This window comes from Cylindrospermum sp. FACHB-282 (assembly GCF_014697195.1).
Taxonomy (GTDB): domain Bacteria; phylum Cyanobacteriota; class Cyanobacteriia; order Cyanobacteriales; family Nostocaceae; genus Cylindrospermum.
Window position 1 is genome coordinate 45,475 of record NZ_JACJRJ010000031.1, and the last position, 14,055, is coordinate 59,529.

11 protein-coding genes are annotated in these 14,055 nt (G+C 43.1%); 8 read left to right on the forward strand and 3 right to left on the reverse strand.

Going from position 1 to position 14,055, the window contains the following annotated elements:
- The first annotated feature begins 3 nt into the window (after positions 1-3).
- Together xseA and xseB are read left to right on the forward strand one after the other, a co-directional pair.
- Positions 4-1,308 (forward strand): exodeoxyribonuclease VII large subunit, encoded by a 1,305-nt coding sequence (gene xseA, locus H6G32_RS16680; RefSeq protein ID WP_242046622.1) that lies wholly within the window; start codon positions 4-6, stop codon positions 1,306-1,308.
- Complete coding sequence (gene xseB, locus H6G32_RS16685; RefSeq protein WP_190460251.1) at positions 1,301-1,534, forward strand: exodeoxyribonuclease VII small subunit; 234 nt, start codon at positions 1,301-1,303, stop codon at positions 1,532-1,534. The genes xseA and xseB overlap by 8 nt, the downstream gene beginning before the upstream one ends.
- A 17-nt stretch (positions 1,535-1,551) precedes the next feature.
- On the opposite strand, the gene H6G32_RS16690 is transcribed toward xseB, so the two are convergent.
- Complete coding sequence (locus H6G32_RS16690; protein WP_190460253.1) at positions 1,552-2,238, reverse strand: hypothetical protein; 687 nt, start codon at positions 2,236-2,238, stop codon at positions 1,552-1,554.
- Positions 2,239-2,493: 255 nt separating this feature from the next.
- On the opposite strand from H6G32_RS16690, the gene H6G32_RS16695 reads away from it, so the two are divergent.
- The 6 genes from H6G32_RS16695 (at position 2,494) to hisS (ending at position 12,253) form a co-directional block, all read left to right on the forward strand.
- Positions 2,494-3,243 carry a sucrose-phosphate phosphatase gene (locus H6G32_RS16695; RefSeq protein WP_190460255.1) on the forward strand — a complete coding sequence of 250 codons (750 nt, stop codon included), beginning with the start codon at positions 2,494-2,496 and terminating at the stop codon, positions 3,241-3,243.
- Positions 3,240-3,878, forward strand: coding sequence for a Holliday junction branch migration protein RuvA (ruvA, locus tag H6G32_RS16700; RefSeq protein WP_190460257.1), 639 nt, complete (start codon positions 3,240-3,242; stop codon positions 3,876-3,878). Before H6G32_RS16695 ends, ruvA begins: the two co-directional genes overlap by 4 nt.
- 9 nt (positions 3,879-3,887) lie before the next feature.
- Positions 3,888-5,054 (forward strand): 8-amino-7-oxononanoate synthase, encoded by a 1,167-nt coding sequence (gene bioF, locus H6G32_RS16705; RefSeq protein WP_190460259.1) that lies wholly within the window; start codon positions 3,888-3,890, stop codon positions 5,052-5,054.
- 511 nt (positions 5,055-5,565) lie between these two features.
- Positions 5,566-8,556 carry a PAS domain S-box protein gene (locus H6G32_RS16710; protein WP_190460262.1) on the forward strand — a complete coding sequence of 997 codons (2,991 nt, stop codon included), beginning with the start codon at positions 5,566-5,568 and terminating at the stop codon, positions 8,554-8,556.
- Positions 8,557-9,083: 527 nt separating this feature from the next.
- A complete protein-coding gene (locus H6G32_RS16715) occupies positions 9,084-10,505 on the forward strand; it encodes an aldehyde dehydrogenase family protein (protein WP_190460264.1) in 1,422 nt (473 codons plus the stop codon).
- A 359-nt stretch (positions 10,506-10,864) separates the two neighbouring features.
- Positions 10,865-12,253: a histidine--tRNA ligase gene (gene hisS / locus H6G32_RS16720; RefSeq protein WP_190460266.1), complete on the forward strand. Its 1,389-nt coding sequence runs from the start codon at positions 10,865-10,867 to the stop codon at positions 12,251-12,253.
- Positions 12,254-12,274: 21 nt separating this feature from the next.
- Here the strand turns inward: hisS and H6G32_RS16725 are convergent, their stop codons facing one another.
- Entirely contained in the window at positions 12,275-12,541 is a 267-nt protein-coding gene (locus H6G32_RS16725; RefSeq protein WP_190460269.1) for a hypothetical protein, read from the reverse strand.
- Positions 12,542-12,555: 14 nt separating this feature from the next.
- Positions 12,556-13,758, reverse strand: a complete 1,203-nt coding sequence (locus H6G32_RS16730) for a class I SAM-dependent methyltransferase (RefSeq protein ID WP_190460271.1) — start codon at positions 13,756-13,758, stop codon at positions 12,556-12,558.
- Positions 13,759-14,055 lie beyond the last annotated feature (297 nt).

Below are 14,055 nucleotides of genomic sequence, written 5' to 3' on the forward strand. Positions count from 1 at the left end.
TTGATGATTTTTGACTCTCTGATTCCCGATACCGCGCTTTCGGTGGCTGGGTTAACTGACTACATCCGCTTGCTGCTGGAGGAAGATCAACACCTGCGGCAAATTTGGGTGACTGGGGAAGTTTCTAGCGCTAACAATCATCGCAGTGGGTTATTTTTCACGCTGCAAGATACTAATGGTACGGCAACTATTAAGTGTGTGGTGTGGAATAGCCAATTGGCAAAACTGGCTCAGACACCGATTCGTGGTGAACAGTTAATTATTTTGGGTAGTATCCGGCTTTATCCGCAACGGGGTGAGTATCAGTTGACGGTATGGCAAGCTTTGCCTGCTGGTGCTGGTTTACAGGCGTTACGCTATCAACAACTGAAGAAACGCTTAGAGGCTGAGGGGTTGTTTGATATGGAAAGAAAGCGATCGCTTCCTATTCACCCCCAAATTATAGCTGTGGTCACTTCTCCCACTGCTGCGGCTTGGGGTGATATTCAAAAAACCCTTAAACACAGATATCCTGGTTTACAAGTTTTGTTTTCTCCCGCTACTGTCCAAGGTGACTTAGCACCGGCATCTATTGTCAAAGCTATTGAACGGGTAGAACGAGATGCTCGCGCTGAGGTGTTAATTTTATCTAGGGGCGGTGGGGCGGTTGAGGAGTTGGCTTGCTTTAATGATGAACGGGTTGTGAGGGCGATCGCCAATTGTCCCATTCCTATCATTAGTGGTATTGGTCATCAACGAGATGAGTCTTTGGCAGATTTAGTTGCTGATGTCTGTGTTCATACACCTACGGCAGCAGCGGAAAGGGTTGTGCCGGCTTTGTCGGAGTTGTATAATCAGCATCGGCAGCGAGTTGCAGCTTTACATGAGGCGGTGCATGAGTCTGGGGAAATTGCTGAAAACCAACTGCAATTGTTAAAAGATCGGTTGCGGCGGTTGGGGTTAGAAAGGCTTGTACAGCAAGAGGTGCAAAATCTTGGTTGGCAGCGTCAGCAGTTATTGCAAGTGACTATGGGGCGATCGCAACAAGCCACCCAGCATTTAGAAATGTTGCGGCAAAAGTTGGCTAGTATTGACCCGAAAGCGGTGTTACAGCGTGGTTATGCGGTGGTGAGGCAAGAAAATGGCGCGATCGCTCGTTCGGCGGCAAAATTAACTGTAGGGGAAGATTTGCTGATTCAGTTGGGACAAGGGGAAGTTAAAGTGAAGGTTGTAGAAGTTAACAAACCGCCAAGACAAGGCAGTGCCTTGGGCGGGTTTCCCGACTTAAAGCAACTGCCGCGCCAAGGACGCCAAGATTTGAATGGTTAAACGTAATAGTTCCTCTAATTCTGATTCTCTGGTGGGTGGGAGTTATGAGGCAAAGGTGGCAGAAATTGAGAAAATAATTGCTCGCATTGAGGCGGGTGAGTTGGATTTAGCTGAGGTTTTTGAGCAATTTGCCGCCGCTGTTGAGTCTTTGCGTCAGTGCGAAAGTTTTTTGCAGCAGCGACAGCAGCAGGTAGATTTGTTGATTGAAACTTTAACTGATGATTGATATTTGCAACGGGGGTTTCATTTACCTGGCGGGCATTTGGTTTCTTCTACTCTTACCAGTCGGCCTTCCTGATATGCTTGTCTCAGGGCGATCGCATCTGCCACAATATACTGGGCGCTCAATCCTTCTTCATCCATCATTCTTTGCAGAGTAACTCCAGTCTGTTCTGCTGCTTCGTGAATTGGCGGAATTTGGCAGTATCTCCCACCGTTTTTAGTCCGCCGCCAAATACTAGGTTTTTCAGGTCTTTTGCCTTGAGGATGACGCGCTTTTTTGGTTAAAGTGCGTATAGTTTCTTGGGTGATTTCTCTTAAATCTAGTAGCCTTTCTATTACTTGCTGATACTTTTTACTATTTTCCCCTAGCTGATATATGGTTCTAGGCTCAACTTGGGCAAAATCTTCGGGGGAAAACTTCCCAAATGCTGCGGCAATCTTCAGATAACGCTTTTCCTCACCTTGCCAACCCAGTTCAGCCAGTAGCTTTTTGTACTCTTGTAAAGGTAGCTTTTGTTTTTGTTCAGCTAACCAAAACGCATAATGCACTATTGTCTTAGTGACATCGGCAAGAGTTGGGGCCGCATAATCTTCAGTACTAACACGGTTATTCTCTTCAGCTTTTAGTTCTATATATTGCTCAAGCTTGGATGGAGCAATTGCTTGATGGTTAACTTGGGTTGGCACTACACCGGGCATTGGTGTCATAGTGGTATTAGGGTCATTCTAAGGGTTTTTGTTAAAGGCCATCTCACATTAGTCAAGGATGATAGCCAAGACTAAAAGTTGATCTTACTAGAACAATTGTACTACTTGAAATTCCGAAGAAAACCCTAAACATACCAGAATTTTAGGGAATCCTTTGTAAGTTTTATACACAGTGAATTTATGGTAATGTTAATTCTTGCTTTGCCCGAAGGCTGATAAACTATTCTGTTGGTTCACCTAACAAAAGAGTTTGCTGTGACTAAATTTCTCTTCGTAACTGATTTAGATCATACCCTTGTAGGCGATGACAAGACATTGGCAGAATTAAGCGATCGCTTAGAAAGACATCGCCAAGAACATGGCACTAAGATTGTATATGCTACGGGGCGATCGCCTATTCTCTACCGCGAAATCCAAAAGGAAAAAAATCTCTTAACACCAGATGCTCTCGTTCTGTCTGTGGGCACAGAAATCTATCTCAATGGTAGTGACACAACAGATGCTGGTTGGGTAGAAATCCTCACCCCTGGTTGGGATCGGGAATTGGTTTTATCGATCACCAAGCAGTTTCGGGAGTTAGTTCGCCAACCAGACACAGAACAACGTCCCTTCAAAGTGAGTTTTTTCCTCCAACAAGATGCAGCCCTAAATGTTATACCAAAACTAGAGGCAGAGTTGCAGAAATCTAAATTAAATATAAAGTTAATCTATAGCAGCGGTATTGACCTTGACATTGTACCCCTTACCAGCGATAAAGGTCAGGCAATGCAATTTCTGCGCCGAAAGTGGGAATTTGCAGCAGAACAAACTGTTGTTTGTGGTGATTCAGGTAATGATATTGCTTTATTCGCTGTAGGCAACGAACGGGGAATCATTGTCGGCAATGCCCGTCCTGAGTTACTCCAATGGCACAACGAGTATCCCGCTGACTACCGTTACCTAGCACAAAATTTTTGTGCAGGTGGAATTATCGAAGGATTAAAATACTTTGGTTTCTTAACATGATTAGCTATCTTAAAGGTATTGTTGCTGGTATCCAAACAATTAGTCCGAGTCGCACGATTCTGACTTTAGAGGTGAATAGTATGGGGTATGATTTACAAATCCCCCAACGACTCGCCCAGCAATTAATGACGATTGGGGAAGAGGTACAAATTTTTACCCATTACCAAATTCGCGAAGAAGTGCCGTTGCTATATGGCTTTGCTTCACCAGCAGAACGAGATTTATTTCGTCACTTGCAAACTGTCAGCGGTATTGGTGCAGCTTCGGCGATCGCACTTTTGGACACTTTGGAACTACCAGATTTAGTTCAAGCCATTATCGCTGCCAATACCCAAATCTTAATTCAAGCCCCCGGCGTGGGGAAGAAAACCGCAGAACGCATTTGTCTAGAACTGAAAAGCAAGTTAATTGAATGGCGCAAATCAGCAGGGTTCTTCGTCGCTACTGGTGGCCCAGCACCAGGGATTTTGGAAGAAGTGCAAATGACTCTCTTTGCTTTGGGATATACTGCCAATGAAGTCAGTCACGCCCTCCATGTCGTCAGTGAAAATATTGGACTAACGAAAGATGCCTATGTGGAAGATTGGATTAAACAAGCGATCGCACATCTTAGCAGCACCGAAGTTGAGTCTTGAAACTCAAAAATGAAGACAAACCCTTATGCTTGGATAGAACAATCCCTGGCAACTATTCACCAGGCTAACTGGTATCGTTCAGTACAAACAATCCATGGTCTGCCTGGCGCAACGGTGCTGTTGTCAGGGCAAGAGGTAATTAATTTTGCCAGTAATGATTATTTGGGATTGGCTGGGGATGAGCGCTTGCTGACAGCAGCAATTGCGGCTATTCAAGAATTTGGCACTGGTAGCACTGGTTCGCGGTTACTTAGTGGACACCGAGAATTACACAGAGAATTAGAACAGGCGATCGCATCTACCAAACAAACCGAAGATGCTGTAGTATTTAGTTCAGGCTATCTAGCAAATTTGGGTGCAATTACTGCCATAGTAGGCAAGCGTGATTTAATCTTATCTGATCAATACAATCATTCCAGCCTCAAAAACGGGGCAATTCTCAGCGGTGCAGCATTCATTGAATATCCCCATGGCGATATTGCAGTATTAAGAGCAAATTTGAGTCAACAGCGGCAAAATTACCGACGCTGTTTAATAATTACTGATAGCGTCTTCAGCATGGATGGCGATTTATGTCCCTTAAATGGGCTGTTGGATGTAGCTGAAGAATTTAGCTGTATGCTGCTAGTCGATGAAGCTCATGGTACTGGAGTACTAGGAAAAAATGGTGCTGGGTGTGTTGAACATTTCGGCTGTACAGGTAGAGAGTTAATTCAAGTTGGTACCTTGAGTAAAGCCTTGGGAAGTTTAGGCGGCTATGTAGCGGGAAGTGCTGCCCTAATTGATTTTTTGCGGAATCGCGCCCCTAGTTGGATTTATACCACAGCCCTGTCACCCCCTGACACAGCGGCAGCTTTAGCAGCAATCAAGATAGTGCGACAAGAACCGCAACGCCGCACCCAATTGTGGCAAAATGTAGATTATTTAAAGAACTTAATCCAAGATTTACCTAATCTTCAATTACTGCCTACAGAATCACCTATATTATGTTTGCAATTGCCAAGTGCAGCAGCAGCGTTAACAGCAGGGAAACAATTAAGAGCAGGTGGAATTTTTGCCCCAGCCATTCGTCCTCCTACAGTACCTACAAGTCGGATTAGGATTTCTGTGATGGCAACTCATGAATCAGAGCATATTAAAAAATTGGTAGCAGAATTGAAAAATATCTCTTGGTAAAATGTGTATATATTTACAGTGACTTCATTGTTGCTTTGGTAAAATATCATCAGCCAAGTTTTTTCAAAAAAATTGGGCACTTGAGTTGCTGAATATTCCAGGGCTATTTGATTCTTATCTAACCCACTATGACTTACGTCACGCTGCGCTATCAGAATGAATTCTGATTCTAATAGCACTCATTCGTCTAAAGACGACTAAAAGAAATTTCTAGTCTCTGACAACGGACTTTAGTGATTAGCCAATTCAGTTCTGAGCGGGGGATGTCTAAAACGAAATAGCCCTGGTGAATATTCAATATTTGCTATCAATAAGAAAGCATTATATCTGTACAAGATAAATGCTCAATGCTGGCTGCAAATAGAAGAATATTAATGGGAAAACTACTTTTAGCAAAAGATTTTTTAAACTTAGATAAAAATCTATCGGAAGATAAATTACGATAATTTACAAACAAGTTTAGGGTAGATAGAATCTTGGTAAAAAATATTAGCTATTCTCAATCATTTTCATGCCCTATATTAATCATCCTCAGTTCCGAAAACATGGATTGACTGTATTAAATGTTACGGTTGCTCTATTGCTGATGCTGGCGCTAGATCCTTGGATGGAAATGAGCAAAACTCCTTTCTTGCTGTTTTTTAGCGCTATCATGGTGAGTGCTTGGTACGGTGGTTTGAAGTCAGGGCTGTTAGCAACTGTCTTGTCTACTATATTGAGCGGTTTCTTCTTTATTGAACCAAAATATACCTTGTTTTTTGACCCACCTAATTTCCTGCGAATTGGGTTATTTGTATTTCAGGGATTTCTCTTCAGTATTTTATGTGAAGAATTAAAGACTGCCAAAAGACGGGCCCAAAAGAATCTCCATGAACTGCGGGAAAGTGAAGAAAGGTTCCGGGCAATGTTTGACCAAGCAGCGGTAGGTATAGCCCTGGTAGGGCTGGATGGGCGATTCCTCCAGATTAATCGCGCCCTGTGTGAGATTACTGGGTACAAGCATGAAGAATTAATTCAGATGAGCTTCGAGGAAATTACTCACCCTAATGAATTGGAAATAGATTGGGAATATGCGCGACGGGTTTTAGCCAAGGAAATTAGTGGTTATTCCCTGGAGAAACGCTACATCTGCAAAGATGGTTCCATCGTGTGGGTAAACTTGACTTCATCAGCGGTTTGGGATGCTAACGGGCAAGCAAAGTATGCGGTAGGTATTATTGAAGATATTAGCGAACGGCAAGCCGCGTTGCACGAACGCAAAAGAGTTGAAGCCGAGCAACAATTTTTAGTTGAAGCCAGCACCTTACTAGCTAGCTCATTGGATTATGAAATTACTTTGGTAAATGTGGCTAAACTGGCAGTTCCTACTCTGTCAGATTGGTGTGTTGTGGAGATTTTTCAGGAAGATCAGTCTAGTCAACAAATTGCCCTGGAAACTGCCGACCCCAGAAAACGAAGGATTTTAGAAGAAATCAGACGGCGTTATCCGCCAAAAAACGGTGTCAAAGATTATTTGCAGAAACTAGAGCAGGAAAAATCTGTCTTTTATCCTCAATTAACCGAATCTACTTTGGCACAGATGGCTCAAGACAAGGAACATCTGCAATTACTCCGAAGCTTGGGTATTCGCTCTCTGATGGTGATTCCACTAAGTTCCCGTGGGCAATTATTCGGGGCAATCTCTTTCTTCTCGGCTGAGTCTGATCATCACTATGAATTGACAGACTTGGCTTTAGCAGAGGATATTGCCCGTCGTGCTGCAACAGCAATTGATAATGCTAGACTCTACCAGGAAACTCAACAGTCCAAGCAAGCAGCGGAGAGGGCTGTTAATCGCACGGTGCAGTTACAAAGAATTACCGCCGCCCTTTCCGAAGCGTTGACTTCTCAGGAAGTGGCGGATGTGGTGGTGAATCAAGGAATTGGAGCTTTGGGAGCTACATCTGGGAGCATCGTTTTATTAGCTAAAGAAGGTACTACCATCAACGTTGTGCAAGCCATTGGCTATCCGCAATCACTGGTAGATGCTTGGAAAAGTTTCCCGATTACTGCTTCTGTCCCGTTAGCTGAAACATTAAGAACTGGGCAGGCAATTTTTATAGAAAATGTAGAGTCCTTAGCTGCTAAGTATCCCCATTTAGCGGATCTGCCAGATATCACAGAAAATCGTGGCTTTGCTTGTATTCCTCTGATAGTAGAGGGAAAAACAATAGGGGGATTGGGATTGAGCTTTGCTACAGCCCTAGCATTTAATCAAGAAGACCGGGGATTTATGTTTACTCTAGGGCAGCAGTGTGCTTTGGCGATCGCCCGCGCTCAACTTTATGAGGCAGAAAAAGAGTCCCGGGCAGAAGCTGAGACAGCAAACCGCATTAAAGATGAATTCCTCGCTGTGCTTTCTCACGAACTGAGAACGCCCCTAAATCCCATCTTGGGGTGGGCTAAGTTACTCCGCACCCGCAAGCACGATGAAGCTACCGTCAATCGCGCTTTGGAAACAATTGAGCGCAATGCCAAGTTACAAACTCAACTAGTTGAAGATTTGCTAGATGTTTCCCGAATCTTACGAGGTAAGTTGAGTCTCAATATTTGTGCGGTAAATTTGCGCGTCACAATCATCACCGCCATAGAAACGGTACGCTTGGCAGCAGAAGCTAAGTCAATTCAAATAACAACGTTCCTGAGTAATGATATCGTTGAGGTGATGGGCGATGGCGATCGCTTACAACAAATAGTTTGGAATTTAATCTCGAATGCTGTGAAGTTTACTCCCACAGGCGGACGAGTGGAAGTACGTTTAGAAAAAGTTGGGTTAGATGCACAAATCCAGGTGATTGATACTGGCCTTGGCATCACCCCGGAATTCTTGCCTCACGTCTTTGAATACTTTCGCCAAGCAGATGCCAAAACAACCAGGGTATTTGGTGGATTAGGACTGGGACTGGCAATTGTGCATCATCTAGTAGAACTTCATGGGGGTACTGTTCAGGTGGAAAGTGCTGGAAAAGAACAGGGTGCAACATTTACAGTCAAGCTACCGTTGCTCAAAAGTACTGAGTTACCTTCTTCGAGTCCTGAGTCTGCTGATTTAGAACAATCAACCCAAGACTTATTACTCTCTGGAGTGCAAATCTTGCTTGTAGACGATCAGGCTGATGTGCGAGATTTATTTTGTTTTACCTTAGAAGAGTATGGGGCCACTGTAAAGGCAGTGGCATCGGCAGATCAAGCTCTGGAAGTACTGGATCAGTCACAGCCAGATATTCTGTTAAGTGATATTGGCATGCCGGTGATCGATGGCTATATGTTGCTGCGCCAGGTGAGACAATTACCACCAGAGCAAGGTGGGCAAATTCCGGCGATCGCCTTAACCGCTTATGCTGGAGAAATTGACTACAAACAAGCAATGGCGGCTGGTTTCCAAAAGCACGTTTCTAAGCCTGTTGATCCAGAGGATTTAGCTAGAGCGATCGCTGATATTCTTGGACGCCATCAACCATAAAAATCTTGTGAAGTCTCCCACATCAACCGCAAACGTTATGATCTGGGCGAATCACAGTCCTATTAAGGATGTACAAGATTTCCTTCATACTTCCAACTACAACAATCTTCCCACTACGGTGTTTTATACTAAGAGGATGTTTTAAAAGTATTGGGCGAATATAATAGAGCCTCCGGCACGCTCCGCGAACGCTACTACACAAACGAAGTCCACCTCCGTGGACTAATGAAAAATTAAGGGTTTTTAACCCACGTTCGCGTAGCGTTCCGCAGGAAAGGTGGGTTTTGTCTGTGTAGCCAAGCCACTGCGTTGGGCGGCTCCGCCGACTTGAAGCATGTGGCGCGCGATTTCTAATCGCCCAGGGGAGTATGAATTTAGACTTTTAAAACATCCTCTCAGGAACCGCCAATCAAAGGATAACTTTAATGAAACCCCACAAAAATTGTTTTCGATAAATCTCAAAAGCATCCTTATGGGCATTTCGTTATTGGGGGTAATTTGATAATAACTTGTTTAATCAATGACCAATGACAAAACCAATAGAAGTCCGCAACCCCCGAACTGGCAAATATGACTATGTAATTATCCCACCACCCCCAAAACTACTAGCCCAGCAATGTAACCGTATCCGCAGGGCACAAGTTAGTTGGCAGCAGATTGGTATAGAAGGGAGAATTGAAGCCTTACAGCAGTGGAAGCAAGTCATCTTATCTGGGCGCGAACAGCTGACAGAGGCTTTAATAAATGACACAGGAAGATTGTCAATATCCATCCTAGAAATAGACTCCTTTCTCTCTAGCATCGACCGCTGGTGTGGATTAGCTCCACAGTTGCTGCAAGAATTTGCCAAAAATACAGCCATCCCCTTTATCGCCTTACAACAAACATCAGTTCCTTACCCCCTAGTAGCGGTAATTAGCCCCTGGAATTTTCCCTTGTTGCTGTCTACAATGGACACAATTCCGGCATTGCTAGCGGGTTGTGCCGTTATTGTTAAACCTAGTGAAATTGCCCCCCGCTTTGTAGCACCGCTAATGACCGCCCTTAATACCGTCCCCAAATTGCGCGATGTCTTAACTTTTGTGGAGGGAGCAGGACAAACGGGAGCAGCTTTGATTGAAAATGTAGATTTGGTATGCTTTACAGGCAGCGTAGAAACTGGGAGAAGAGTTGCAGAAGCCGCAGCTAAAAACTTTATTCCAGCTTTTTTAGAATTAGGAGGCAAAGACCCAGCAATAGTTTTAGAATCAGCCAATTTAGAATTAGCCACCTCAGCAATTTTGTGGGGTTCAGTCGTCAACACCGGACAGTCATGCCTCTCAATTGAGCGAATTTATGTGGCTGAATCTATATTTGAAAAGTTTTATCATCAATTAGTAGCTAAAGCTTCTCGCCTCCAGCTAGCCTACCCCACAATAGAAAGTGGTGAAATTGGCCCAATCATTGCCGAAAACCAAGCAGCAATTATTAATGAACATCTACAGGATGCAGCGTCTAAAGGAGCAGTAATTCACTGTGGCGGTAAAGTGGAAGAATTAGGTGGGGGTTGGTGGTGTCGTCCCACAGTTCTCACCGAAGTTGACCATTCAATGGAAGTGATGACAGAAGAAACATTTGGCCCAATTATGCCAGTAATGCCTTTTTCCACAGTTGAAGAAGCAGTGCATTTGGCAAACGACTCAATTTATGGGTTGAGTGCTGCTGTGTTTGCCAAGTCAGAAGAGTTAGCATTAGAAGTTGCCCAGCAGATAGATGCAGGTGCCATCAGTATCAACGATGCTGCCTTAACAGCAATTATGCATGAAGGAGAGAAAAATGCCTTTAAATTTTCTGGGATGGGTGGATCAGGTATGGGTGCGACAGCATTGAAACGGTTTATGCGAAAAAAATCTTTTTTGATTAAAACCAACTCAATTAAAGATCCTTGGTGGTTTAATCATCAAGAATAGTCAAAAATAATTGGAAATCAGCAATTACCTAGTTAGCTGAATATATTTTTTTTGTATATCTAATATTCATCAAGCAATGCCCATTATGCTCCTCCATGAAGAAGAGTGATCTGGTTCATATACACTGTAATTTGGCATTGGTTAAAAATGATCAAGTCTATCAACTCACCCTAGTTCCAGAAAAACCGATACAATAATAGCTGAAAATTTCCAGTAATTTTGATAAAATTAATTATCAATCTTTAGGGCGCGTTATAATGTGTTAATTCCTCATTATTGAACAAAAATATTTGGATTAATTCCAGATAGCTAATAATGATTGAAAATCCCCAGCCTTCCATTACCAAAATTAATTTTTTATGGCAAAAATTGACAAAATAAACTTTTCGACTCCTAGCGGATTTCCTGAATTTCTTCCTAGTGAAAAGCGACTGGAATTATATTTACTAGATATTATCCGTAGGGTTTTTGAAAGCTATGGATTTACACCCATTGAAACCCCAGCAGTAGAACGTTTAGAAGTGCTGCAAGCCAAAGGGAATCAAGGAGATAATATCATTTATGGCATTGAGCCAATTCTGCCACCAAATCGCCAAGCTGAGAAGGATAAATCGGGTGATTCTGGTTCAGAGCAAAAAGCTCTAAAGTTTGATCAAACAGTACCTTTGGCGGCGTATATTGCCCGTCATTTAAATGAATTGACTTTTCCATTCGCCCGTTACCAAATGGATGTAGTTTTTCGTGGTGAACGGGCAAAAGATGGGCGTTTCCGTCAATTTCGTCAGTGCGATATTGATGTGGTTACTCGTGGCCAACTCAGCTTGCTATATGATGCTCAAATGCCGGCAATTATCACGGAAATATTTACAGCAATTAATATTGGTGATTTTCTAATTCGCATCAATAATCGCAAAGTTCTTACTGGTTTTTTTCAGTCAGTAGGAATTGCTGAAAACCAAATTAAATCCTGTATCGGCATTATCGATAATTTGGAGAAAATCGGGGAAGGTAAGGTAAAACAAGATTTAGAAAAAGAGGGTATTTCACTAGAGCAGGTGCAAAAAATTATTGATTTTATTAAAATCGATGGTGGAGTCGATGAGGTATTAGATAAGCTTAAACACCTATCAGAAAATCTGCCAGAATCTGAGCAATTTTGTCTGGGAGTTGCTGAACTAGAAACAGTAATTACAGGGGTGCGTAATCTCGGAGTTCCCGCAAATCGTTTTTGTATTGATTTACGTATTGCCCGTGGTCTTAATTACTATACGGGCACAGTTTACGAAACAACCCTATTAGGGCATGAAGCTTTAGGTAGTATTTGTTCTGGTGGCAGATATGAAGAGTTAGTTGGGGTATTTTTGGGTGAAAAAATGCCTGGAGTGGGAATTTCTATAGGTTTAACTCGCTTAATTAGTCGGTTATTAAAAGCTGGCGTTCTTAACACTTTAGCTGCCACACCAGCCCAGGTAATGGTAGTGAATATGCAAGAGGATTTGATGCCTATTTATTTAAAAGTATCACAACAGTTACGTCAGGCGGGCATTAATGTTGTAACTAGCTTTGACAAACGAGGATTAGGTAAACAATTTCAGTTAGCCCAGAAACAAGGAATTCAATTTTGCGTGATTATTGGTTCTGAAGAAGCAGCCGCGCAGAAGTCATCGCTCAAAGATTTAAAATCAGGTGAGCAAATAGCAGTAGCACTGGAAAATTTGGCAGAAGAAGTTAAAAGCCGAATTGGATAAATCCCCTAGGGTTCGCTACTCTCACTCTTCTTGCAAGATGCGTAAAATTCGCGCCACATATTCAGCCCGCGATCGCTCCTGTTCTTCAATAATATGGGTGTCTGGTTCATAAGTTTCAATTTCTTGGCGCAAAATCAGGCCCTTTGCCTCTGCTAACCGCTCCAAAGTATCCAGGCGATCGCGCAATACAGATACTTCGCCCATCAAAGCTATCACAATGGATAACAGTTGATCTGTTTGCTTATTCTCTAAAAAAATGGGCCGTTTCCCTTTAGCAAATCTTGGCATCTTCGCTTTCCTAATTATTTTTGAGCAGCAAATACATACCAGCTTCCCCGACTACCAAAGCTTCTAGCAACAGGTTTATCGGCTTGGGAGCTTGATTTTTCCTGAGACTGCACAGCAGTGGGCATAAACAAAGGAATAAAGGTAGGGATGACTTTATCTGCTGCAAAACCAGCCTCAATGGCGCTTGCTTCTAGATCCAAGTCTCGCATGGCACTCCAGAACGGTTCATTGTTATTGGCTGTCTCCCAGTCAGAAACAAAAGCCTGAAACGGTTTCATATCTTTGTATAAAGGTGCATCCAGATGGGCCATGAGTCCACCGGGGGCCAGTAGGCGATCGCATTCCTGAAAAACATTACGAATAGCAAACCCAGGAATTTCATGGAGCAACAAGTGGGAAACAATCAAATCAAAATATCCATCAGCAAAATTCGTGCATTCGGCATTTTGTTGAGAAAAATGTACTCGCTTACCTAAATCCTCTGCCCTAGCATGGGCATAGCGCAAGGTGGAAGCACCAATATCGATAGCGTAAACTTCTGCGTCAGGGTAAGCATCTACATAGGGTAGGGTGCTATGGCCAGCAGTACAACCCAAATCTAAAATGCGCTTAGGCTGCCACTCTGAATGCTGTACCTTTAAGTAGTTGTGGACAAGTGCTTGCCCCAAACCATCATTGAGCGGGCCCAAACGCCCCTGAACATATAGATAAACCCCCCGGTCATAAAGGGCACCTGCTGTGATGTCGTTCGCCATTCTATCAGTGTGATATCCTCCCGGCATACAGTGAATATCCACCATAGTCTGATATTTGGGAATCGTAAAATCTGCATCTAAGGTTAAAGAACCGAGCCTTGGCTGCGGGTTCACTTGATCACCATGACAAAGCTGCTGATATTTCGTCACCAAATCATCTATCTGCCGTTCAATACTGCTTTCCACAGATTCCCACATCACCTCTTGGGATGTCCGCTTTAAAGCACTCGACCAGGCATACAAGAGGTTATCCCCCATAGCTGCCCGCACTTCAAAACGGTCTTGGGGAAGACGCTCATGCTCTTGCTTAAACCGCGGTGCTACCTGCTTTTCATAAATCTCGTAAACCTTGGAGTTAATTTGACTACCGATATGAGTTCTGAGCGTGTTAACAAATGCTTGCCGAGCCAACTCATCATGGGTTGTCTGCGGCAGTATTGCGTGTTTTAATTGTTGATGCATAAACTACTACTCCTGTCAATTAAATATATATTTAAATTTCCTCTTTTTCTACCCAAGGAGGTATCAAATTGTGAACTACCTTTCTACTAAGACTAGCAAATTTGCCACTTGAGCTTATTTTAGAGGAAATAGCAAATATGGGATATGGTTTGTGTGATTAAAATTCCTCAGAAAGTGCTTTAGGGAAATCACCTTTTTAGGTTAGGATGCCTCAAGGGACGGATCAAAAAACCATCTTTCCGAGACGCTGCACTTACAAAAAAGCCTGAAAAGAAGATAAATTTGTCCGGTGCGTCA